This window comes from Albidovulum sp. (genome assembly GCF_008933605.1).
Taxonomy (GTDB): Bacteria; Pseudomonadota; Alphaproteobacteria; order Rhodobacterales; family Rhodobacteraceae; genus Albidovulum.
Window position 1 is genome coordinate 1 of the sequence record NZ_WBUS01000050.1, and the last position, 21,390, is coordinate 21,390.

At 68.1% G+C, this 21,390-nt stretch carries 21 protein-coding genes; 1 reads left to right on the forward strand and 20 read right to left on the reverse strand.

Features of this window, described 5'->3' with window-relative positions:
• Positions 1–58: 58 nt before the first annotated feature.
• Together glpK and glpD are read right to left on the reverse strand one after the other, a co-directional pair.
• The gene (gene glpK / locus F9K34_RS08775; RefSeq protein WP_291336579.1) at positions 59–1,543 is read right to left on the reverse strand and encodes a glycerol kinase GlpK; all 1,485 of its coding nucleotides are present in this window, start codon (positions 1,541–1,543) and stop codon (positions 59–61) included.
• Positions 1,540–3,114, reverse strand: a complete 1,575-nt coding sequence (gene glpD, locus F9K34_RS08780) for a glycerol-3-phosphate dehydrogenase (protein WP_291336580.1) — start codon at positions 3,112–3,114, stop codon at positions 1,540–1,542. The genes glpK and glpD overlap by 4 nt, the downstream gene beginning before the upstream one ends.
• A 128-nt stretch (positions 3,115–3,242) precedes the next feature.
• Between glpD and F9K34_RS08785 the strand changes: the two genes are divergently transcribed.
• Positions 3,243–4,013, forward strand: a complete 771-nt coding sequence (locus F9K34_RS08785; RefSeq protein WP_291336581.1) for a DeoR/GlpR family DNA-binding transcription regulator — start codon at positions 3,243–3,245, stop codon at positions 4,011–4,013.
• Here the strand turns inward: F9K34_RS08785 and F9K34_RS08790 are convergent.
• The 18 genes from F9K34_RS08790 to F9K34_RS08875 all read right to left on the reverse strand — a co-directional run bounded on the left by F9K34_RS08790 (position 4,001) and on the right by F9K34_RS08875 (position 21,175).
• Complete coding sequence (locus F9K34_RS08790) at positions 4,001–5,467, reverse strand: mannitol dehydrogenase family protein (protein ID WP_291336582.1); 1,467 nt, start codon at positions 5,465–5,467, stop codon at positions 4,001–4,003. The genes F9K34_RS08785 and F9K34_RS08790 overlap by 13 nt on opposite strands.
• Entirely contained in the window at positions 5,467–6,240 is a 774-nt protein-coding gene (locus tag F9K34_RS08795; protein ID WP_291336583.1) for an L-iditol 2-dehydrogenase, read from the reverse strand. The genes F9K34_RS08790 and F9K34_RS08795 overlap by 1 nt, the downstream gene beginning before the upstream one ends.
• Positions 6,237–7,241 carry an ABC transporter ATP-binding protein gene (locus tag F9K34_RS08800; RefSeq protein ID WP_291336584.1) on the reverse strand — a complete coding sequence of 335 codons (1,005 nt, stop codon included), beginning with the start codon at positions 7,239–7,241 and terminating at the stop codon, positions 6,237–6,239. Before F9K34_RS08800 ends, F9K34_RS08795 begins: the two co-directional genes overlap by 4 nt.
• A 10-nt stretch (positions 7,242–7,251) precedes the next feature.
• Positions 7,252–8,082, reverse strand: coding sequence for a carbohydrate ABC transporter permease (locus F9K34_RS08805; RefSeq protein WP_291336585.1), 831 nt, complete (start codon positions 8,080–8,082; stop codon positions 7,252–7,254).
• 1 nt (position 8,083) lies between these two features.
• Positions 8,084–8,956, reverse strand: a complete 873-nt coding sequence (locus F9K34_RS08810; protein ID WP_291336586.1) for a carbohydrate ABC transporter permease — start codon at positions 8,954–8,956, stop codon at positions 8,084–8,086.
• 99 nt (positions 8,957–9,055) lie between these two features.
• A complete protein-coding gene (locus tag F9K34_RS08815) occupies positions 9,056–10,366 on the reverse strand; it encodes an ABC transporter substrate-binding protein (protein ID WP_291336587.1) in 1,311 nt (436 codons plus the stop codon).
• 111 nt (positions 10,367–10,477) lie between these two features.
• A complete protein-coding gene (locus F9K34_RS08820) occupies positions 10,478–11,440 on the reverse strand; it encodes a sugar-binding transcriptional regulator (protein ID WP_291336588.1) in 963 nt (320 codons plus the stop codon).
• A 3-nt stretch (positions 11,441–11,443) separates the two neighbouring features.
• Positions 11,444–12,121 carry an HAD family hydrolase gene (locus tag F9K34_RS08825; protein WP_291336589.1) on the reverse strand — a complete coding sequence of 226 codons (678 nt, stop codon included), beginning with the start codon at positions 12,119–12,121 and terminating at the stop codon, positions 11,444–11,446.
• Positions 12,122–12,192: 71 nt separating this feature from the next.
• A complete protein-coding gene (locus F9K34_RS19055) occupies positions 12,193–12,366 on the reverse strand; it encodes a hypothetical protein (protein WP_366557841.1) in 174 nt (57 codons plus the stop codon).
• A 58-nt stretch (positions 12,367–12,424) separates the two neighbouring features.
• On the reverse strand, positions 12,425–13,987 hold the full coding sequence (locus tag F9K34_RS08835; RefSeq protein WP_291336591.1) for a nitrite reductase: 1,563 nt from the start codon (positions 13,985–13,987) through the stop codon (positions 12,425–12,427).
• Positions 13,962–15,170: a heme d1 biosynthesis radical SAM protein NirJ gene (gene nirJ / locus F9K34_RS08840; protein ID WP_291336592.1), complete on the reverse strand. Its 1,209-nt coding sequence runs from the start codon at positions 15,168–15,170 to the stop codon at positions 13,962–13,964. Before nirJ ends, F9K34_RS08835 begins: the two co-directional genes overlap by 26 nt.
• Before the next feature lie 5 nt (positions 15,171–15,175).
• Positions 15,176–15,661, reverse strand: coding sequence for a siroheme decarboxylase subunit beta (gene ahbB / locus F9K34_RS08845; RefSeq protein ID WP_291336593.1), 486 nt, complete (start codon positions 15,659–15,661; stop codon positions 15,176–15,178).
• A complete protein-coding gene (locus tag F9K34_RS08850; RefSeq protein ID WP_291336594.1) occupies positions 15,658–16,131 on the reverse strand; it encodes an Lrp/AsnC family transcriptional regulator in 474 nt (157 codons plus the stop codon). The genes ahbB (F9K34_RS08845) and F9K34_RS08850 overlap by 4 nt, the downstream gene beginning before the upstream one ends.
• On the reverse strand, positions 16,128–17,111 hold the full coding sequence (ahbB, locus tag F9K34_RS08855) for a siroheme decarboxylase subunit beta (protein ID WP_291336595.1): 984 nt from the start codon (positions 17,109–17,111) through the stop codon (positions 16,128–16,130). Before ahbB (F9K34_RS08855) ends, F9K34_RS08850 begins: the two co-directional genes overlap by 4 nt.
• 2 nt (positions 17,112–17,113) lie before the next feature.
• Positions 17,114–18,256, reverse strand: coding sequence for a cytochrome D1 domain-containing protein (locus F9K34_RS08860; protein WP_291336596.1), 1,143 nt, complete (start codon positions 18,254–18,256; stop codon positions 17,114–17,116).
• A complete protein-coding gene (locus F9K34_RS08865; protein ID WP_291336597.1) occupies positions 18,253–18,555 on the reverse strand; it encodes a c-type cytochrome in 303 nt (100 codons plus the stop codon). Before F9K34_RS08865 ends, F9K34_RS08860 begins: the two co-directional genes overlap by 4 nt.
• Positions 18,548–19,339, reverse strand: a complete 792-nt coding sequence (gene cobA / locus F9K34_RS08870) for a uroporphyrinogen-III C-methyltransferase (RefSeq protein WP_291336598.1) — start codon at positions 19,337–19,339, stop codon at positions 18,548–18,550. Before cobA ends, F9K34_RS08865 begins: the two co-directional genes overlap by 8 nt.
• Before the next feature lie 72 nt (positions 19,340–19,411).
• Positions 19,412–21,175, reverse strand: a complete 1,764-nt coding sequence (locus tag F9K34_RS08875) for a nitrite reductase (protein WP_291336599.1) — start codon at positions 21,173–21,175, stop codon at positions 19,412–19,414.
• Between the last annotated feature and the right edge of the window lie 215 nt (positions 21,176–21,390).

The following is a 21,390-nucleotide window of genomic DNA, read 5'->3' on the forward strand; positions in this document are numbered from 1 at the left end:
TTTCGCGCCTCGCCCCGGCCGAAGCGGATGCGGGACGGCTGCGCGATCGCGAAGGGTGTCATACCGCGAGCGTCGCGGCGACGGCGCGCTTCCAGCGGGCGTATTTCGAAGCGCGCGCGGGCTCCGCCATGCCGGGCTCGAACCGCCGGTCGAGCGCCCAGGCGCGCGCGAAACCCTCGGCGTCGGGATAGACCCCCGCCCGGGACCCAGCGAGCCAGGCCGCGCCGAGCGCCGTCGTCTCCAGCACCCGCGGCCGGTCCACCGGCGCGCCGATGATGTCGGAGAGGAACTGCATCGCCCAGTCGGAGGCGGTCATGCCGCCGTCGACGCGCAGGACACCTTCCGCGCCGGCGCCCCAGTCCGCCCGCATCGCCTCCAGAAGGTCGCGCGTCTGGTAACCGACGCTTTCGAGCGCCGCCCTCGCGAACTCCGCCGGCCCCGAGTTACGCGTGAGCCCGAAGACCGCGCCCCGGCAATCGGCGTTCCAGTAGGGTGCGCCCAGACCCACGAAGGCAGGAACCAGGACGACCTCCTGTGTCGGGTCGGCGGCCTCGGCGAGGGACTGCGTTTCGGCCGCCGAGCGGACGATCTTGAGCCCGTCGCGCAGCCATTGGACGACCGCGCCGGCAATGAAGATCGAACCTTCGAGCGCGTAGGTCGGCTTTCCGCCGAACTGGTAGGCGATCGTCGTCAGAAGCCGGTTCTTCGAGGCGACCGGCTCCGCCCCCGTGTTCAGCAGCGCAAAGCAACCGGTGCCGTAGGTGGATTTCATCATGCCCGGCGCGAAACAGGCCTGCCCTATGGTCGCCGCCTGCTGGTCGCCCGCCACGCCGCAGATCGGAATCTCGCGCCCGAAGAGGTCGGATCGGGTCATGCCGAAGTCCGCGGCGCAGTCGCGCACCTTGGGCAAGAGCGTCTCCGGTATTTTCAGGATTTTGAGTATGTCGCTGTCCCATTCCCCCTTTCGGATGTTGTAGATCAGCGTGCGCGCCGCGTTCGTGGCGTCGGTGGCGTGCACCCTGCCACCGGTGAGCTTCCAGATCAGGAAGCAGTCGACCGTGCCGAAGAGAAGCTCACCCGCCTCTGCCCGTGCCCGCGCGCCATCCACGTGGTCGAGAAGCCAGGCAAGCTTCGTGCCCGAGAAATAGGGATCGAGGAGGAGCCCGGTGCGCTCCGCGATCATCTTCTCGTGACCCTCGGCCTTCAGCCGCTGGCACATTTCCGAGGTGCGCCGGTCCTGCCAGACGATGGCGCGGTGAATCGGTTCGCCGGTCCTGCGGTCCCAGACCAGCGTCGTCTCGCGCTGGTTGGTGATGCCGATGGCGGCGATGTCACGCGCGTCGATGCGGGCCGTCTCGATCACCGCGCGCGTGGTCGCCGCAACCGAGGACCAGAGGTCGGAGGGATCGTGTTCCACCCAGCCCGAGGCGGGGAAATGCTGCGCGAACTCCTCCTGCGCGACGGCCGTCACGCGCATCGCCTTGTCGAACAGGATCGCCCGGCTCGAGGTCGTTCCCTGGTCGATTGCCAGCACATGGGTCATGCCGTCCCCTCTCCCTTCATCCAGGCGTCGAGCGCCGCGATCTCCTCGCCCGTCATCCTCAGGCCGAGCTTGGTGCGCCGCCAGACCACATCCTCCGCCGTCCGGGCATATTCCCTGGCCATGAGCCAGCGCACCTCGGCCTCTGTCAGGCCCGCGCCGAAGGCGCGCCCGAGGCCGGTGGGCGCCCGGGCCTCGCCAAGCACGGCCGGCGCCTCGGTTCCGTAGGTGCGGACCAGCCGGCGGGCGGTGAAGCCGTCCAGGAACGGGTAGCGCGCCGTAAGGTCGGCGATCAGGCCCGCCACCCCGTCCACGGGGAAATCCCCGCCGGGCAGCGGGACGCCGGCCGTCCAGTTGCCCCTGGCGAGGCCGAGATGCGGCGCGATCTTCGCCATCGCCGCCTCGGCGAGCTTGCGGTAGGTCGTGATCTTGCCGCCGAAGACGTTGAGCACCGGGGGGCCCTCCGCATCGAGCGTCAGCACATAGTCGCGCGTCGCGGCACTCGCGCTCGATGCCCCGTCGTCGTAGAGCGGGCGCACGCCGGAATAGGTCCAGACCACGTCCGCCCGGGTCACGGGACGCGCGAAGTACTGCGAGGCGAAGGCACAGAGATAGTCCTGTTCCGCCTCGGTACAACGCGCGTCGCCCGGGTCGCCCTGATGGTCCACATCGGTCGTGCCGATCAGGGTGAAGTCCTCTTCATACGGAATGGCGAAGATGATCCGCCCGTCGGTGCCCTGGAAGAAATAGGCGCGGTCGTGGTCGAAGAGCCGGCGCGTGACGATGTGGGAACCCCTGACAAGGCGGATATGCGCCTTCGGGGCGCGATTCGTCATGTCACGCACCACCCGCTCCACCCAGGGCCCGCCGGCGTTGACGAGTACCTTGGCGCGGAACCGCTTCTCTCGCCCCCGCATCGCCACCGTCACTTCCCATGCGTCACCGTCGCGCCGCGCGTCGGTCACCCTCGCACGGGTGAGGATCTTCGCGCCCCGCGCCTCGGCGTCACGGGCGTTGAGGACGACAAGGCGCGCGTCCTGCACCCAGCAGTCGGAGTATTCGTAGGCGCGGGCGAACCCGGGCTTCAGCCACTTTCCGGCCGGGTCCGTCCTCAGGTCGAGCGCGCGGGTCCCGGGCAGGATCTTCCGCCCGCCGAGATGATCGTAGAGGAAGAGGCCAAGCCGGATCAGCCAGTCCGGCCGCCGGCCCTTCAGCCAGGGCATGAAGAGCGTCAGGAGCCGCGAGGTGGGCGTGGTGCCTTCGAACCGCATGTCGTCGGAGAGGGGCAGGACGAAGCGCATCGGCCAGGCAATGTGCGGCATGGCCCGCAGCAGGACCTCGCGCTCGACGAGCGCCTTCCGGACAAGGCCGATCTCGAAATACTCCAGATAGCGCAGGCCGCCGTGGAAGAGCTTGGTCGAGGCCGAGGAGGTCGCCTGCGCAAGATCGCCCATCTCTGCCAGCACGACCGACAGCCCCCGCCCCGCCGCATCCCGCGCGATACCTGCACCGTTGATGCCGCCGCCGATGACGAAGAGGTCGTAGGAGGGTTCTGGGATGTCTTCGGAAACCACGTTCTGCCCTCCGCGACTGCGGCCCCATTTCGCGCGGAAGTGCGCGTTTTGTCAACTTTTTCGTTCGCAGATGTTCGTTTCTGATGACAGAAGGTTCGGATCGGGGTAGGAGGCATCAGGAGGCGGTGATGGCCCTGAGCTTTCGTCAAAGCGAAATCCTCGATCTCGCGCGGGCCGAGGGACGTGTCGCCGTCGAGGATCTCGCCGAACGTTTCGGCGTCACGTTGCAGACGATCCGCCGCGACCTGTCGGAATTGGCCGATGCCGGCAAGCTCGACCGGGTGCACGGCGGCGCGGTGCTCAGGGCGGGCGTGGCCAATCTCGGCTATGCCGAGCGCCGGTTGATGAACGCCGAGGCGAAGGCGGCGATCGGACGCGCCTGCGCGGCCACGATCCCCGACAACTCCTCGCTCTTCCTCAACATCGGCACGACGACGGAGGCGGTCGCGCGGGCGCTTCTCCATCATCGCAACCTGACCGTCGTCACCAACAACATGAACGTCGCCAATATCCTCGCCGAAGGCGACGGCTGCGACGTGATCGTGGCGGGGGGCGTGCTCAGGCGGTCGGACGGGGGGCTCGTCGGCGACCTCACCACCGAGGCCATCGGTCACTTCAAGGTCGATTACGCCATCATCGGCACATCGGCGCTGGACGCCGAGGGCGATCTGCTCGACTTCGACCCGCAAGAGGTGCGCGTGGCGCAGGCGATCCTCCGGCAGGCGCGGGCAAGCTGCCTGGTCACCGATGCCTCGAAACTCGACCGCCGCGCGCCGGTGCGCATCGCCTCGCTGTCGGCCATCGGCCGCGTCTTCACCGACCGGCCGTTTCCACCCGGGCTGGCCGCTCGTTGCCGCGACTGGGGTTGTGAGGTGATCCTGGCCGATCAGCCGATGTAGTCGGCAAGCACCGGGTGCACGCCTTCGGACCAGAGCCGGCCGAGCTGGCGCGCGAAGGCGGCGGCGAAGCGCGGCTCCTCTCCGAGGGCCCCGAAGACGGCACGGTTGGCGAGGAAGGCGCCGGGATCGTCCTTCGCGGCCTGCGCGCGGAGGCTGAGTTCGGCCCAGTTCTCGTCGTTGGGCGCGATCGCGCGCCCCGCCTCGTCGATGCCCGCGCAGTAGCGGCACCAGAGCGCGACTTCGAGCGCGAGCCCCTCGAGGGGCCGGTCGGCCGCCAACGCCTGCGAGAGCGTGGGCAGGATGAACTTCGGCTGCCGGTTCGACCCGTCGAGGCAGAGGCGGCGGATCGTGTCGCCGACCTCGGGGTTCGAGAACCGCTCCGTCACCTTGGCGAGGTAGGCGTCGTAGCTGACGCCGGGAATGCGGGCGAGCGTCGGCACGATCTCCTGCCGTTCAAGCGTGTCGAGCCAGCGGGCGATCAGCGGATCGGCCATGGCCTCGTGCACGAAATGGTGGCCCACGAGCGCGGAGGGATAGGCGATGGCGGCGTGACCGCCGTTCAGGATGCGCAGCTTCATCAGCTCATAGGCCGCGACGTCCTGCACGAACTCGACGCCGACCCTTTCCAGCGCCGGCCGGCCGGCGGGGAAGTGATCCTCCAGCACCCATTGCCGGAAGGGCTCGCAGACCACTGGCGCCGCATCGACAAGGCCGAAGCGTTCGGCGACCAGCGCGCGCTCGCGGTCGGACGTCGCGGGCGTGATGCAGTCCACCATGGAATTCGGAAAGGCGACATTGGCCGCGATCCAGTCGGCGAAGGCAGGGTCGGACCGGCGCGCGAGACCGATGACGGCCCGTGCCGTGACGTGACCGTTCTCCGGCAGGTTGTCGCAGGACATGACGGTGAAGGGCGCCACGTCCGCCGCCCGCCGGCGGCGGAGCGCGGCGAGGATCATGCCGAAGACGGTGCGCGGCGCACGCGGCGTCGCGGCTTCCGCCACCATGTCGGGGTGCGTGGCATCGAAGCCGCCCGACTGAGCGTCGACGTAATAGCCGCCTTCGGTGATCGTCAGCGAGACGATGCGGATCGCCGGATCCGCCATTGCAGCGATCGTCGCCTCCGCCTCCACCGGCACGAAGCCGATCATCCCCCCGGTCACGCGGGCACTGAGCCCCTTCGGATCGAGCTCCACCACAGTCGTCAGCCAGTCCTGTTCGGCGAGCTTTGCGCGCATCTCGGCGTCCGCCGGCCGGACCCCCGCGCCGAGGACCGCCCAATGATGCCCTTCGCCGAGCGAGAAGAGCCGGTCGAGATAGACCGCCATGTGCGCGCGGTGGAAGTTGCCGACGCCGACGTGGACGATGCCGGCCTTCAGCCGCGCGCGGTCGTAGCCGGGGCCTGCCACGCCACCGGGCAGGCGCAGCAGGGCAGAAGCATTCAGTTGAAGTGCCATCAGCTCATCCAGTTCCCGCCGTCGACGTTGTAGGTCTGCGCGACGATGTAGTCGGCCTCGGCAGTGGCGAGGAAGACCGCTATCCCGGTCAGGTCCTCTGCCCGGCCCATGCGGCCGAAGGGCACGGCCGCGCCCACCTCGCGCTTCTTCTGGCCCGGAGCCTTGCCTTCGTACTTCGCGAAGAAGGCGTCCACCCCGTCCCAGTGCTCGCCGTCAACGACCCCCGGCGCGATGGCATTGACGTTGATGCTGTGCCGGATGAGGTCGAGCCCGGCCGACTGGGTCAGGCTGATCACCGCGGCCTTCGAGGCGCAGTAGACAGCGACGAGCGCCTCGCCGCGCCGGCCGGCCTGGGAGGCCATGTTGATGATCTTGCCACCACGTCCCCGTGCGATCATGCGCCGTGCCACCGCCTGCAGCGTGAAGAGCGTGCCGGCGACGTTGACGGCGAAGATGCGGTCGTAGTCGGTCCGCGCGATCTCGACGATCGGCGCCGCGGTGAAGAGCGCGGCATTGTTGATCAGGATGTCGATCCCGCCGAGGGCGGATTCCGCCTCGGCCACGGCGGTCTCGATGGAGGATTGTTCGGTCACGTCCATCCGCACCGCGACGGCGGCGGGGCCGATCTCGCCGGCGGCCTGTTCGGCCGCGCCGACGTTGATGTCGGCGATGGCCACACGGGCCCCTTCGGCCACGTAGGCCCGCGCCAACGCCAGGCCGATACCCCGCGCCGCCCCGGTGATCAGCGCCGTCTTTCCGTCGAGCCGTTTCATGCGAACCTCAGTCCGTCCCTGTCGAAGCGATGGATCTTGTCCGCCTCGGGCGTCAGCCAGACCGCGTCGCCGTGGTGCAGGTCGACCTCGCCGCCCGCCCGCACGGTGATGGCCTCGCCCAGCCCCGTGCCGTTCACATGGAAGAACGTGTCGGAGCCGAGGTGTTCGGAGACGCCGACGGTTCCGCGCCACAGCCCTTCCGCAGTGGAGACGGCGATATGCTCGGGCCGGATGCCGACGGCGGCCGCGCCGTGCTGCGCCGCCTCGGCGCCCTCGATGAAGTTCATCTTCGGGCTGCCGATGAAACCGGCGACGAAGCGGTTGCGGGGCGCGCGGTACAGCTCCAGCGGGCTTCCCACCTGCTCGATGCGACCGGCGTTCAGCACCACGATCTTGTCGGCCATGGTCATCGCCTCCACCTGGTCGTGGGTGACGTAGACCATGGTGGTCTTCAGCCGGTTGTGAAGCTGGCTGATCTCGATCCGCATGCCGACCCGAAGCGCCGCGTCGAGGTTCGACAGCGGCTCGTCGAAGAGAAAGGCCTTCGGCTCCCGTACGATCGCGCGGCCGATGGCGACACGCTGGCGCTGGCCGCCGGAAAGCTGGCCGGGCCGCCGGTCGAGATAGGCGGTGAGGTTCAGCACCTCCGCCGCGGCCCTGACCTTGCGTTCCTGCTCCTCGGCGCCCATCCCGGCCATGCGGAGCGGGAAGGCGATGTTCTTGCGCACGGTCATGTGCGGATAGAGCGCGTAGGACTGGAACACCATCGCAAGGCCCCGCTTCGCCGGTGGCATCCCGGTCGCGTCCTGGCCGTCGATGCGGATCGTGCCGGCCGAGACGTCCTCCAGCCCTGCGATTAGCCGGAGAAGCGTCGACTTTCCGCAACCCGAGGGGCCGACGAAGACCACGAACTCACCGTCCTCGATCTCGAGGTCGAGGGGCGGGATCACCTCCACCTCGGCGAACCGCTTGGCGACCTTTTCGAGCGTGATGCGTCCCATGCGTCGTTCCCTATTTCACCGCGCCGAAGGTCAGGCCGCGGACAAGTTGCTTCTGGCTGAACCAGCCCATGATCAGGATCGGCGCGATCGCCATGGTCGAGGCGGCGCTGAGCTTGGCGTAGAAAAGCCCCTCGGGGCTCGAATAGCTGGCGATGAAGGCGGTGAGCGGCGCGGCCTTCGCCGCCGTCAGGTTAAGCGTCCAGAAGGCCTCGTTCCAGGCGAGGATGATGTTGAGAAGGAGCGTCGAGGCGATCCCGGGCACCGCCATCGGCGTGAGCACATAGAGGATCTCCGAGCGCAGCGAGGCGCCATCCATCCGCGCAGCTTCGAGGATCTCGGCCGGGATCTCCTTGAAGTAGGTGTAGAGCATCCAGACGACGATCGGCAGGTTGATCAGCGTGAGCACGATCACGAGCCCGGTCCTGGTGTCGAGCAGGCCGGTGTCGCGGAAGATGAGGTACATCGGCACGAGGACGCCCACCGCCGGCATCATCTTGGTGGAGAGCATCCACATCAGCAGGTCCTTCGTGCGCCGACCCGGCACGAAGGCCATCGACCAAGCCGCCGGAATGGCGAGGACGAGCGCGGCAAGGGTGGAGCCCACCGACATCACCACCGAGTTCCAGAAGTGCTTGAAGTAGTCCGACCGTTCCTGCACCGTCACGTAATTCTCCACCGTCCAGTCGAAGAACAGGAACTTCGGCGGCGAGGCGATGGCGTCGCCCTCGGACTTGAACGAGGTCAGCACCGTCCAGAGGATCGGGAAGAAGATCAGGAAGGCGACCGCCCAGGCAAGGATCGTCACCAGGGTCTTGCGTCGGGTCGAGACCGAACGTGCCATCTCACGCCTCCAGGTTCTTGCCGATCATGCGCATCAGGAAGATCGCGACGATGTTGGCGAGGATCACCGCCACGATGCCCCCCGCCGCCCCGCCACCGACGTCGAACTGGAGGAGTGACTGGGCATAGACGAGGTAGGTCAGGTTCGTGGTCGCCGTGCCGGGGCCGCCGTTGGTCGTCACGAGGATCTCGGCAAAGGTCGAGAGCAGGAAGATCGTTTGGATCAGGATCACCACGGTGATCGCGCGGGTCAGGTGCGGCAGCATGATGTGGCCGAAGCGGCTGAGCCAGCCGGCGCCATCCATCTCGGCCGCCTCGAGCTGCTCGCTGTCGAGCGACTGGAGCGCGGTCAGGAGGATCAGGGTGGCAAAAGGAAGCCATTGCCAGGCAACGATGAGGATGATCGAGAACATCGGCGCCTGGGCGAGGAAGTCGAAGGGCTGGGCGCCGAAGAGCTTGGCGACCCAGGCGAAAAGCCCGTTCACCGGGTTCATGAACATGTTCTTCCACACGAGCGCCGAGACCGTCGGCATCACGAAGAAGGGCGCGATCACGAGGACACGGACGACCCCCTGCCCCCAGAAGGGCTGGTCGAGAAGGAGGGCGAGGAGGATTCCGCCGACAACGGTGATCGCCAGCACCCCGCCGACGAGCGTGAGCGTGTTCTTGATCGAGGTGAAGAAGGCCGGGTCGGTCAGGAAGTACCTGTAGTTGGTGAGGCCGGTCCATTCCGGAGGCATCCCGGAAAGCAGGCCGTAGCGCTGGAACGAGAACCAGATCGTCATGCCGAGCGGCACGATCATCCAGAGAAGCAGGAGGACAACCGCAGGTGACAACATCACCCGTGCCGCCCCGCGCGCATGCGCCGTCGCCATGACTGCCCCCTCTCGTTTCGGAACTTCTCCGGCGCGGGTTCGTCCCCGCAGGCGATGGATGCCAGGGCCGCCGCGCGAGGGCGGCCCTGGCGCCCGTGGTCACTTGATGTAGCCGGCCTTGGTCATCTCGCGCGTCGCCAGGTCCTGCGAGGCGGCAAGCGCGTCGGCGGCCGAGGTCTGGCCCGCAAGCGCGGCCGAGAACTGCTGGCCGACCGCGGTGGCGATGCCCTGGAATTCCGGGATCGCCACGAACTGCACGCCGACATAGGGCACCTCGTCCACGGTCGGTTTCGTCGGGTCGGCCGCGTTGATCGAGTCGAGCGTCATCTTGGCGAAGGGCACTGCGGCATATTCCGGGTTCTCGTAGAGCGAGGTCCGGGTGCCCGGCGGCACATTGGCCCAGCCTTCCTTGGACGCGACCAGGGCGAGATAGTCCTTTGAGGTCGCCCAGGCGATGAACTTCTTCGCCGCATCGACCTTCTGCGAGCCGGCCGGAATGGCCAGCGACCAGGCCCAGAGCCAGTTGCCGCGCTTGCCGAGCCCCTTGTCGGGCGCGAGCGCGAAACCGACCTTGTCGGCCACGGTCGAGTCCTTCGGGTTGGTCACGAAGGAGGCCGCGACGGTGGCGTCGATCCACATGCCGCATTTGCCCTGCTGAAAGAGCGCAAGGTTCTCGTTGAAGCCGTTGTTCGACGCGCCGGGCGGACCGTAGTTGTTCATCAGGTCGAGATAGAAGTTCAACGTGTCGGCCCAGGGCTGCTGGTCGAACTGGGGTTTCCAGTCCATGTCGAACCACTTGGCGCCGAAGGAGTTGGACATGGCCGTCAGGAAGGCCATGTTCTCGCCCCAGCCGGCCTTGCCCCGCAGGCAGACGCCGTAGACCTCGTTCGCCTTGTCGGTCATTGCCGCCGCAGCTTCCTTGATGAAGTCCCAGGTCGGCGCCTCGGGCATGGTCAGGCCGGCCTTCTCCATCAGGTCGGTGCGGTACATGACCATGGAGCTTTCGCCGTAGAACGGCGCCGCATAGAGGTTGCCGTCCACCGTCAGGCCGCCCCGGATCGCCGGCAGAAGGTCGTCGATGTCGTACTCGCCCGGCAGGTCATTCAGGCTGACGAGCCAGCCCTGCTTGCCCCAGATCGGAACCTCGTAGGTGCCGATGGTCATGATGTCGTACTGGCCGCCCTTGGTCGCGATGTCGGTCGTAACCTTCTGGCGCAGGGCGTTTTCCTCGAGCGTGACCCATTCGACGGTGATGTCGGGGTTCTTCGCGGTGAAGTCCTCGGTCAGGCCCTGCATCCGGATCATGTCGCCGTTGTTCACGGTCGCGATGGTCAGCGTCTCCGCCTGCGCCCATCCTGCGGCGGCGCAAAGCGCCGTTGCACCCAGAAGGGCGCGCATCGTCACTGTCATGGTCTCCTCCCTCATGCCCGTTACGGGCATTTGCCTATGCGGTGAGCAAATATTCACTCATGGGCCGAGTCGAGTCAACAGCCGGTTTCGGGGATCGGTCGGCAAGGCGGATCAGCGCGCGGCGAGCAGACGTTCGGCCATCACCTCGTTGGTGACGAGCCCGTTGACGAGCCGTCCCCGCAGCGCCGCCGAAAGCGCGGGAAGTTTCGCCTCGCCCACGGCGACGGCGATCACCCGCCGCTCGGCCGCCTTGGGCAGCGGCACGGACGCGACGCGGGCATTGAACTCGCAGTCGAGAAGGTGCCCCTCGCGGTCGTAGATCCAGCTCGTGATCTCCCCGGCCGCGCCCGCCGCGACGAGCGCGTCCATCTCGGACGGCGGGACGAATCCATCCACGACGAGCGGGGCGCCCTGCCCCATCTGGCCGATGCCGACCAGCGTCAGGTCGGCATCCTGCGCCAGCGCGACCGTATTGCGCACCGGCTCGAGCGCATGTAGCGCGCGAAGCTCCGCCCGGTCGGAGGCGAGGACCGGGAGCGGATAGGGGTAGTGCCTCGCGCCGACCCGTTCGGCCATTGCGATGGTTGCGTTGTAGGGCGTGGCCGAGCCGTCCGACATCATGTTGCCGAGAAGCGAGACGATGCGGTGCTGCGGGCAGGCCATGCGGGGCAGTTGCTCCACCGTGGCCTTCAGCGCCCGCCCGGTGCCGAGCGCCACGATCCGCCCCTCCTCCGACGTCAGCACCCGCTCGATCTCGACCGCCGCCGCGATGGCGACGCCGGTCAGAAGGCCCGGCGCGTCCGGGTCGGAGGGCACGATCTCGCAGAACTGGAGCCCGAAGCGTTCGGTCACGAGACCCGCCAGATCCATGCAGCGGCCGATCGGATGGTCGAGCCGCACTTTCACCAGCCGCTCCGACACCGCGAGCGAGACAAGCCGCTGCGCAGTCTGGCGCGAGACGCCGAGCTTGCGGGCGATCTCGTCCTGGGTGTTGCCGGCGACATAATAGAGCCAGCCCGCCCGCGCCGCGTCGTCGAGCCGCGTCGTCGCGGCCGTGAACCTGCCCTGCGTCACCTGCTAACCCTCTCGGATGTCCCTGAGCAACACCTGCGGGAAATCCCCCCAGTTGTCAAAACTTCGCACCCCCGGCGGCAGGTTCGGCACCCCGCCGCGCATGTGCCCGCCGCCGGCGAAGTGCAACACGCCCATGCCGGCATTGATGGCGGCCTCGACCCCCGGCCGACTGTCCTCGATCACCAGCGTGTGGTCCGGCGCGACGCCCATCCGCTCGGCGGCGAAAAGGAAGAGGTCGGGCGCCGGCTTGCCGCGCGCCACTTGCGAGGCGGTGAAGACGTCGGCCCCGAAGAGCGGAGCGAGCCCGGTGATCTCCAGCGAGCGGGCGACGCGCGGGGGGCTCGAACTCGTGGCCACGCAGCGGAAGGGGATCAGCCGTGCCAGCAGCGCCTCGATTCCGGGCGTCGGCCGAAGCTCGGTCTCGAACCGGGCAAGGAGCGACCGGCGGTAGCGCTGTTCGAAATCCTCGGGCAGGGGCACGGCGAAGCTCTCGCGGATCGCCCTGGAGACCGTCGGGAAGCTCCGCCCGAGGCAGTGGTCGCGCACGTAGTCGGCGGTGATCGACACCCCGAGTTGTGCAAGCTCGTCGATCAGCACCGCCGCCGAAATCGGCTCGCTGTCCACGAGCACGCCGTCGCAGTCGAAGATCACGAGGTCGGTCTTGGCTGGGGTCGGGATCATGCGGGCGTGCTCCGGCGGGCTTCGCCCTCACTAGGCGAGCCGGCCCGCCGCCATCAAGGGGGTGCGCGACCTCAGCCTTCCGCCTCGTGGAGGAGATGGCGCAGCCAGCGCGCCGCCGCCCAGCTTGCCGGCACGCCAAGCGGTACGGAGAGAAGGAGCGCCGTCAGCGGCGGCAGCGCGGGCAGGCCCACCGCCTGCCCCATCAGGCCAAGCAGGAAGAGGTTGATCGCCACGGCCGCCGCCACGAAGGGGTAGAGCGTTGCCCCGAGTTTCCAGAGCGGCCATTTCCCCCCGTCCGGCGCCTCAGTGCGAGGTTCCGTCCTCGAAGGTGATCTTGTTCCAGACATTGTATTTCCCGGAGGGTTTCCGCATCGGCAGCCGCTTCACCTCCTCGAGGGTCTGGGCATCATAGACGATGACGGCACCGTCGTCCTCCCAGACCGACACGAGCGCATACCGGCCGTCGCGGGTGAATTCGGTGTGCGCCACGGTCTTTCCGGGCGCCGGGTTAAGCGTCTTCACGATCTTCAAGGTTTCCTTGTCGATTACGTGCATCTCGTCCTTGTGCGGGCCGAAGAAGACGTCGGCCCAGACGTAGGGCGAATTGTCGTGGCTGCGCAGGAAGAACCCCGGGCCGTCGGTCTGGATCGTCTCGACCACCTCCCAGGACTTCATGTCGATCACGCTCAGCACCCCCTCCTTCAGGTGCGGCGTCGCCATGACGCGCTGTCCGTTCCGCATCCAGCTGATACCGGAGCCGAGGTGCGGCATCCCCGGCAGCGGCAGCGCGGCGATCTCGCGGCCGACGATCAGGTTGACGACGACGCCCTTGTCGCCCTCGCGGTTCGTGCCGATGAGGTTGCGGTAGCCGGGATCGAAGAAGAAATCGTCGATCGGCGCGGAAAGCGGGATGCGCCGGCGGGCGAAGAGGCCCTTTTCGGCCGCGAGGCTTTCCTCCATCCCCTTCTCGAAGCTGTGGACGAAGCCTTCGTGGAACGGGCCGGCCTCGGGGTCGGTCGCGACCTCCCAGACCTCGGGCACGTCCTTCAGCGCCAGGACGAAACTCTTGCGGTCCGGCGCCTGGTAGACGGCCGAGACGCGCGAGGGCGTGCCGTCGCGGCCGGTCACATCGATCACCTTCGCCACGCTCAGGTCGTCGGTCGAGAGGATCGTGAGCGTGTTGGGCAGGTAGTTGGCGACCGCCAACCACTTGCCGTCGTGGCTCATCGCTATGTTCCGGCTGTTGAGACCGGCACGAACGCGGCCGACCTCGGCGAGCGACCAGATGTCGTATTTCTGCACCCAGCCGTCACGCGACATGATGAAGACGAAGCGGCCGTCCGGCGAGAACTTCGGCCCGCCGTGGACGGCGAAGGGCGTGGCAAAGCGGTCGAGCACCTCGAACGTGTCGCCGTCGAGCACGCTGACATGGTGATCGCCGGTCTCGACGACGAGCGTGATGTTCATCGGATCGGCGGTGAAGACCGGGGCATCGGCGGGAGCATAGTCGGCCCGAAGCTCGCGCGTCGCCGCAATGTCGTCCTCGTGCCATTCGGGCGTATCGGCCAGGGGTTCGCCGATGTAGGCGGCGAGGGCGTCGATCTCCGCCGCGCTGAGGGTTCCGGCGAAGCCCGCCATCTGCGTGGCGACTCGGCCCTCGGAGATCACCGCCCGAAGCGCCTCCGGCTTGATCCGGCCGAGCGTCTCGGGGATCAGCGCCGGCCCGGTGCCTCCGAGGCGGCTCTCGCCGTGGCAGGAGGCGCAGTGGTCCGAGAAGAGGGCCGCGCCCGAAGGCGCGGCCCCCCATGATCCCGCACATGCCGGAGTGGTGGCCAGCAGACTAATGAAAACGATGTGCCGGATCATGACTCTTGCCCCGGAACGGCGTGACGGTGAGGCGGGCGGCCTCCTCCACGCCGATCTCGCGGTTGGAAAGGTAGCAGGCCGGGTCTTCGGCCCAGGGATCGCCCGTGACCTGCAGGGCGCGGATGCGGGTATTGCCGCCACAGACGGCCTGAAAGGCACAGGCGCCGCAGCGCCCCTTCAGCGGGCGCGGCCGCTGGCGAAGGGCGGCCAGCATCGGGTCGTCGCCGGTCCAGAGTTCGGAGAAGGGGCGTTCCTTCACCGAGCCCACGGTGTAGTCGGACCAGTACGTGTCGGGGTGGACGCGGCCCTGGTGGTCGATGTTGGCGACGCCAAGGCCCGAGGAGTTGCCACCCCAGGCCTCCAGGTGCGCGCGCACGTGCGCGACCTTCTCGGGCTCGAAGTTCCGCTCGGCCCAGCGCAGGAACCAGACCGCGTCGGCGTCGTTGTTGCCGGTGACGATCTCCAGGGGCTCGCCCTCGGCCACGGCGACCCACGCCCGGTCGATGAGGTGGTCCATCGCGGTGCGCGTGCGCACATGCGCGGCGTCCTCGCCCCGGTTCTTGTCGCCCCGCCCGGCATAGACGAGATGCGACAGGTAGAACTTGTCCACCCCCTCGGCATCGCAGAGGTCGAGCATCTGCGACAGCATGTAGGCGTTGTCTTCCGTCAGCGTGAACCGCAGGCCGACCTTCACGCCGAGCGCCTTGCAGGCGCGGACGCCGGCGAGAGCCGCGTCGAAGGCGCCGTCGACGCCCCGGAACCAGTCGTTCACCGACCCGATCCCGTCGAGCGAGATGCCGACATAGTCGAAGCCGAGATCGGCGATGCGGTCGGCGCAGTCGGCAAGCTTCGTGCCGTTGGTGGAGAGGCTGAGATGGCGGAACCCGAGATCGCGGGCCCGCTCCGCCAGGTCGAAGAAGTCGAAGCGCGACAGCGGCTCGCCCCCCGAGAGGATCAGCGCCGGGATGCCGAAGGCCTTGAGATCATCGAGCACGCCCATCGCCTGCGCGTGGCTGAGCTCGCCGGGGAAGTGCACGTCGGCCGAGGTCGTGTAGCAGTGCCGGCAGCGCAGGTTGCAGCGGCGCGTGAGGTTCCAGATCACGACCGGCTTCGGCGTCCCCGCGCGCCGCCGCACCGGCGAGGGCTGAACGAGTTCCTGCATGTACTGGGTCAGACGGAACATGGGGCTCAGCCTCCGTCGGCAAGGCGCAGCCCGGTCTTTTTCAGGATGCGCGTGGAATAGAGGATGTCGGACGTCCGCGAGTCCGGGCCGAGCAGCGCGGCGATCTCCTGCCGCTTCGCCTCCACCTCGGCGCGCGTCCGGCCATGGATCATGGCGAAGAGGTTGTAGGGCCAGTCGGGAAGCGCGCGCGGGCGCAGATAGCAATGGCTCACGTAGTCGAGCGCGCCGACGCGCGCGCCGAGGTCCTCGGCCCGGTCGTCGGCCACGTCCCAGACGCTCATCCCGTTGGCGGTCACGCCGAGCGCGTAGTGGTTGGGGGCGAGCGCCACCCGACGCACGATGCCGCGCGCCTGCATAGCGGCAAGCCGGTCGATGACCTCCGCCTCCGACATGCCGAGCCAGCCGGCGATCTCGGCATAGGGCTCGGACGTCAGCGGCAGGCCGCCCTGCGTCGCATTGATGATGCGCCTGTCGGCTGCGTCGATCGTCATGCCTTCACCCGGAAGCCGATGAAGAATTCCTTCAGTTTGGGAAACCGCAGCACCGTCAGGCCCGTTTCGGCCTCGATGGCGCGCGCCACCCGCTCGATCCCCTCCGGCCGGTCCGTCGCCAGGACGAACCACATGTTCAGCCGATGGGCACGTTCATAATTGTGTGCGACCTCCGGATGGGCATTGACCAAAGTCACGACCTTCTCGAAGCGCTCCGCCGGCACCGCCATCGCGCAGAGGCAGAAGGCCCCGCCCATCGCCTCGACATCGAAGAACGGGCCGAAGCGGGTGATGACACCTTCCTCGCGCAGGTTGCGGATGCGGGCGATCAGCTCATCCTCACCGATCCCGAGCGCGCGCCCCGCCTCGACGAAGGGCCGGTGGCTGAGCGGGAAACCCTCCTGCAGCGCGTTCAGGATTGCGCGGTCGGTCGCGTCCAGCGCATCGGTCGGAAGGGTCGCGCGCTTCATGCCGCCTCCGCCGCCAGAAGGGCGCCCGTCTGCTTGAAGCAACGGGCCGAGAAGAGGGCGCGATGAGGGACGCCCGCCAGTTCCGGCAGGGCCGCGGCGGCGTCGAGAGTGGCGAGCGCCTCCGCCCGGCTACGGGCATGGATCATGGAATAGAGCGGATAGTCCCAGACCCCCGGCACCGTCCGTCGCTGGTAGCAGAGCGTCACGCCCGGGTGGCGCGCAAGCGCGGCCCCGGCCGCCGCGATCCTCTCGCCCGGCAGCGCCCAGACGACCATGGCATTCGCGCTCCAGCCGACGGCGCGGTGGCGCACGATGATGCCGACCCGGGTCAGCAGGCCCGCATCCGAGAGCGCCGCGACGCGCCCGATCACCTCGGCCTCGTCACGACCCAGCGTGCCGGCGAGTGCCGCGAAGGGCCGGGGCACGAGCGCGAGCCCGGTGGTCAGAGCCTGAAGCACCGGCCGGTCGGCGTCGGTCAGCGCCGTGACGGTGAGCGGCCGCGGCTCGGGCATCGCCGCGCCTTCGCCCGAAAGGCGGAAGCCGAGGTCTATGTTGAAGGGCCGCACGAGGCACAGGTCGAGGACCCGGAGCCCGGTCGCCACGCCGATGCGGGCAAGAGTGGCCTCGAGCGCGGCGGCATCGGGCGCGGTGGCGACGAACCAGAGGTTCCAGTCGGCCTCGCGCAGATAGGAATGGTTCACCCCCGGCTCCGCGCCGACGACGGAGGCCACTTCCTCGATCCGGGCCTCGGGAACCGCCATGGCCGCGAGGGTGGAGGCACCGGCCGTGTTCGGCCGCACCGTCGCGCCGACGCGGGCGATCATGGCCCGGGCCTTGAGCTGGCCGAGCCGGTCGATCACCTCGGCTTCCTCAACGCCGAGCATCGCGCCGATCGCCGCGAAGGGCCGCGGCACCAGCGGCATGTCGCGCTGGAACTCGTCCAGCAGGCGGCGGTCGATGGGATCGAGCCGGTCGAACATGGTCAGAGCCCGATCCTGTGCGCCCGCGCGGTGAAGAAGATGCCCGAGGGGCTTTCCGCCGCGATCTCTCCGACCAGGCCGAAGGTCCGGGTGTCGTAGATCATCACCCGGTTGTCGTCGCGCGCCGAAATCCAGACCTCGGCGCCGCGCGGGGCGAATTCCATGTGCAGCACGCCGGCGCCGGGGGTCAGCGTCCTGACGACCTCATGCGTGCGACTGTCCACCACCTGAACGGTGTCGTTCAGCGGCGTGGCGAAGTTCACCCAGACGAAGGGCGAGCCGGGCTGGGCGATGATGAACACAGGCTGGCCGTGGACCGGGGTGCGCGCGACTTCCTGGAGGCTCTCCCGGTCGACCCAGAGAAGCTCGTGCTGACCGACGGCGGGCAGGACATACTGGCCCTCGGTAAAGGCCCAGCCCTGAAGGTGGGGCATCTTGTAGACGGGCAGGTCGTCCTCGGTCTTGCCGTAGTCCTTCAGGAACCGGACCGGCTCCGGCTTTTCGTCCCAGAGGTCGATGGCGGTCACGCCCTTTTCGCCGAAGAGCCCGATGAGGAAGGTGTGGGCATCGTCCGTGAGCACCGCGTCGAAGGGGTTCGCGCCCACGTCGCCGAGCTTGGTCACGACCATCTCGGGGCCGGAGAAATCGGCGAGGAAGGCCTCGCCCGTCTCCCATGTAGCCCAGGCGAAGCGGCGGCCCGGGACGTCCACGAGCCCGATGGTCTTGGCCCCCGCAGGGATATCCGCAACCTGGTCCAGCGTCTCGGCATCGAAGACCTTGACGCCGCCGGGTTCGTAGTTCGAGACGGCGATGAGCTTGCCGTCGTCGGAGATCGCCCCGCCGATGGAATTGCCGCCCTGCACGATCCGCTTCGCGATCGTCTGCATCACCATGTCGACCTTGGTCAGCCCGCCGTCGCGGCCGAAGACATAGGCGAAGCGCTCGTCCGGGCTGTAGGTCAGCGTCGCGTGGCTGAGATCGCCGAGCCCCTCGATCCGGCCGATGGAGGCGTGGTCGGAGCGGTCCACGACCAGAAGCGAGCCGGTGGCGCGCTCGATCACGAGCCCGAGGTCGCCGGTGGCGCGGATCTCGTCGGCGAGGGCGGGCGCGGCGGCGACGAGCAGGGCGAAAGCGAGCGCCTTCATTGGCTGTGTCCTTTCAGGTACTCGGCGATCCAGAGCGCGTCGTCCTCGCTCAGCACCGGGCGCCAGCGCGGCATCGCGGTGCCGGGCACGCCGTCGAGGATGATCGTGGCGAGCCCTTCCGGCTCGGCCTCGGCGAGCGCCTCGGGCGTCAAGGGGGAGCCGAGCCCGCCCTTCATCGTCAGCCCGTGGCAGGAGCCGCAGTCCTGGATCACGATATGTTCGAGCTTGCCTGCCCGCTCCGGCGTGACCTCGGCCGCGGCCGGAAGGGTCAGGAGGAGAAGGGCGGCGAGACTACGCATAGGCCGCCATCCCCGCGCCCTCGCAGGCCAGCGCGTCGGCGAGCGCGATCTGGGGGTAGAGCGCGACGACGCGGCCGATGATGAAGAGCACCGGGGCTTCCGGCGCCCCGGTGGCGACGTCGGCGGCGACGCTGCCGAGGGTCGAAAGGATGCGCTCCTCCTCAGGCGTCGTGGCGCCCGCGACCGCAAGGACCGGAAGGCTGGCCGGCAACCCGTGGCGCATGAGTTGGAAGGCGATCTCGGCGATGTTGGCCGCGCCCATGTAGACCACCAGCGTGGTGTCCTCCGAGGCGAGCGAGGCCCAGTCGAGGTCGAGCCTGACGTCCTTCGCGCGGTGGCCGGTCACATAGCGCACACCGGTCGCGATCCCGCGGTGCGTGAGCGGCACGCCGGTTGCCGCGGCGGCACCCTGTGCGGCGGTGATGCCGGGGACGTATTCGACGGGGATGCCCGCCGCGCGCAATACCTCGGCCTCTTCCGAGCCGCGGCCGAAGATCAGCGGGTCGCCCCCCTTCAGCCGCGCGACCTGATGGCCGTCGCGGGCAAGCTCGACCAGAAGCGCGTTGATCTTGTCCTGGGCAAGCTTGTGGTGGCCCGCCATCTTGCCGACGTCGATCAGCCGAACACCCGCGGGGATCATCGCCATGATCCCGTCCGAGACGAGGCGGTCGTGGACAACGACATCGGCCGATTGCAGTAGCCGCACCGCCTTCAGCGTCATGAGGTCCGGATCGCCCGGTCCCGCGCCAATGAGGAAAACCCTGCCGGGACTGAAATCGCGCATGGAATCTGCTCCGGAAAAGGTGGACGGGCAGAGGGGAGGAAACGCGGGAGCCCTCCGCCCGTCCTGACGGCGTCAGTAGACGTCGTTTCTCGTGTTGAGCACGTTGAACTTGCCGGTGGGCGTGATCAGACGCGGATCCTTGATCACCGTCTTCAGTTCGAGCGTCTTGTCATCGACGACGACGATGGCGCTTTCCTTGTCCTTCGCGTTCCAGACCGAGAACCAGACCTCGGTGCCTTCCTTGTTGAACTCGGGCTGCACCACGCGCGGCTGGCCTTCCGGGATGCCCGCCCACTCACCGATCGGCAAGGTGGTGAACTCGGGGTCCACGTTCGGATCGCCGCCCATCGCCGTGATGTCGAAGACCGCGACCGAAGCCGAAATCTCGGAGTCGGGGTTCAGCGGCGCATCGACATAGAGGTGGGTGGAGTTCGGGTGGGTCTTGATGAACAGCGACCCGCCGCCCAGCGCATAGAAGCTGTCGACGATCTTCCAGGCCTGATCGGGATGGCCTTCCGGATCGGTGCCGATCAGCGCCACCGATTCGTCGCCGAGGTGCGAGGTCGACCAGACCGGCCCGTAGACCGGGTGGGTGAAGTTCGCGCCACGACCCGGGTGCGGGGTCTGGCCGCCGGTCTCGATCAGCGCGGTCAGCTTGTCTTCCTTGGTGTCCACCACCGCGATCTTGCCGCGGGCGTTGGCCGCCACCAGGAAGTAGCGCTTGGTGCTGTCGAACCCGCCGTCATGCAGGAAGCGTTCCGCCTCGATCTCGGTCATCTTGAGGTTCTTCAGGTCGGTGTAATCGACGAACATGATCTTGCCCGTCTCCTTCACGTTCACGATGAACTCGGGCCGATAGTGGCTGGCCAGGATCGACGCGACGCGGGGTTCCGGGTGGTAGACCTGTTCGTCATAGATCATGCCGCGCGTGCTCACGATCTTCTTCGGCTCCAGCGTGTCGCCGTCCATGATCACAAACTGCGGCGGCCAGTAGGCGCCGGCAATCGCCAGCTTGTCTTCGAAGCCCTCGAACTTCGAGGTCTCGACCGACCGCGCCTCGATGCCGATCTTGATCGAGGCAACCGTTGCCGGGCTCTCCATCCAGAGGTCGATCATGTTCACCAGACCGTCGCGGCCGATGACGAAGAGATAGCGACCAGAGGCCGAGATGCGGCTGATGTGCACCGCATAGCCGGTGTCGATGACGGCCTTGATCTCGTAGGTGCCGCCGTCGATCAGGGCGATCTGGCCGGCGTCACGCAGGGTGACCGACATCAGGTTCTCGATGTCGATGTCGTTCATCTTCTCTTTCGGACGGTCCTCCGGTTTCACCAGGACCTTCCAGGAGTTCATCATTTCCGGCATGCCCCATTCCGGAGGCTGCGGCGGATCAAGGAGGACATAGCGGGCCATCAGGTCCACGTCCGCTTCCGTGAGGTCACCCGAGGTGCCCCAGTTCGGCATCCCTGCGGGCGAGCCGTAGGTGATGAAGGACTTGATGTAGTCGAACCCGTTCTCGCGCGTCACGTCCGGCGTCAGCGGTTTGCCCGTGGCGCCCTTGCGCAGGACGCCGTGACAGCCGGCGCAACGCTGGAAGTAGATCTCGGTGCCGCGCTGGAATTCCTCCTGCGTCATGACCGGATCATCGGGTCCCAGGCCCGGAATCTCGACCTGGATCTCCGCGAGCGTCGTCATCGACGGCTCGTAGGCGGCGGCCGGGCCGTCGCCGTGTTCCTTCGGTTTTTCCTGCGCGAGCGCGGGGCCTGCAAGTACGGCGAGCGCCAGCGCGGCGCTGCCAAGCAGCGTGCGCCTGGCGTGGGGGGCTCGGATCGTCATGGGTTGTCTCCGTCAGCTGGTGAGGCTCGGGGCAATCTGCCCGCCTGGGCGGGAATGATCTTTGACTTCTGTCAAGGAAGGCACAGCCATCGCGGCGCATCCTCGCGGCACCCCCCCGGAAGCCTCGGAATGCGCCGCCTTACCCCGATCCTGCTTATCATGGCCCTGCTGGCGGCACCCGACCTCGCGGCGGGGACGGGCGGGCTGGCCGGGGG

Excerpts from the sequence above, each read along its gene's own strand:
- glpK (WP_291336579.1), bottom strand. The coding sequence starts at position 1,543 with ATGACCCATGTGCTGGCAATCGACCAGGGAACGACCTCGAGCCGGGCG.
- F9K34_RS08785 (WP_291336581.1), top strand. The coding sequence starts at position 3,243 with ATGGCCCTGAGCTTTCGTCAAAGCGAAATCCTCGATCTCGCGCGGGCC.
- F9K34_RS08790 (WP_291336582.1), bottom strand. The coding sequence starts at position 5,467 with ATGGCACTTCAACTGAATGCTTCTGCCCTGCTGCGCCTGCCCGGTGGC.
- F9K34_RS08795 (WP_291336583.1), bottom strand. The coding sequence starts at position 6,240 with ATGAAACGGCTCGACGGAAAGACGGCGCTGATCACCGGGGCGGCGCGG.
- F9K34_RS08800 (WP_291336584.1), bottom strand. The coding sequence starts at position 7,241 with ATGGGACGCATCACGCTCGAAAAGGTCGCCAAGCGGTTCGCCGAGGTG.
- F9K34_RS08805 (WP_291336585.1), bottom strand. The coding sequence starts at position 8,082 with ATGGCACGTTCGGTCTCGACCCGACGCAAGACCCTGGTGACGATCCTT.
- F9K34_RS08810 (WP_291336586.1), bottom strand. The coding sequence starts at position 8,956 with ATGGCGACGGCGCATGCGCGCGGGGCGGCACGGGTGATGTTGTCACCT.
- F9K34_RS08815 (WP_291336587.1), bottom strand. The coding sequence starts at position 10,366 with ATGACAGTGACGATGCGCGCCCTTCTGGGTGCAACGGCGCTTTGCGCC.
- F9K34_RS08825 (WP_291336589.1), bottom strand. The coding sequence starts at position 12,121 with ATGATCCCGACCCCAGCCAAGACCGACCTCGTGATCTTCGACTGCGAC.
- F9K34_RS08835 (WP_291336591.1), bottom strand. The coding sequence starts at position 13,987 with ATGATCCGGCACATCGTTTTCATTAGTCTGCTGGCCACCACTCCGGCA.
- nirJ (WP_291336592.1), bottom strand. The coding sequence starts at position 15,170 with ATGTTCCGTCTGACCCAGTACATGCAGGAACTCGTTCAGCCCTCGCCG.
- ahbB (WP_291336593.1), bottom strand. The coding sequence starts at position 15,661 with ATGACGATCGACGCAGCCGACAGGCGCATCATCAATGCGACGCAGGGC.
- F9K34_RS08850 (WP_291336594.1), bottom strand. The coding sequence starts at position 16,131 with ATGAAGCGCGCGACCCTTCCGACCGATGCGCTGGACGCGACCGACCGC.
- ahbB (WP_291336595.1), bottom strand. The coding sequence starts at position 17,111 with ATGTTCGACCGGCTCGATCCCATCGACCGCCGCCTGCTGGACGAGTTC.
- F9K34_RS08860 (WP_291336596.1), bottom strand. The coding sequence starts at position 18,256 with ATGAAGGCGCTCGCTTTCGCCCTGCTCGTCGCCGCCGCGCCCGCCCTC.
- F9K34_RS08865 (WP_291336597.1), bottom strand. The coding sequence starts at position 18,555 with ATGCGTAGTCTCGCCGCCCTTCTCCTCCTGACCCTTCCGGCCGCGGCC.
- cobA (WP_291336598.1), bottom strand. The coding sequence starts at position 19,339 with ATGCGCGATTTCAGTCCCGGCAGGGTTTTCCTCATTGGCGCGGGACCG.
- F9K34_RS08875 (WP_291336599.1), bottom strand. The coding sequence starts at position 21,175 with ATGACGATCCGAGCCCCCCACGCCAGGCGCACGCTGCTTGGCAGCGCC.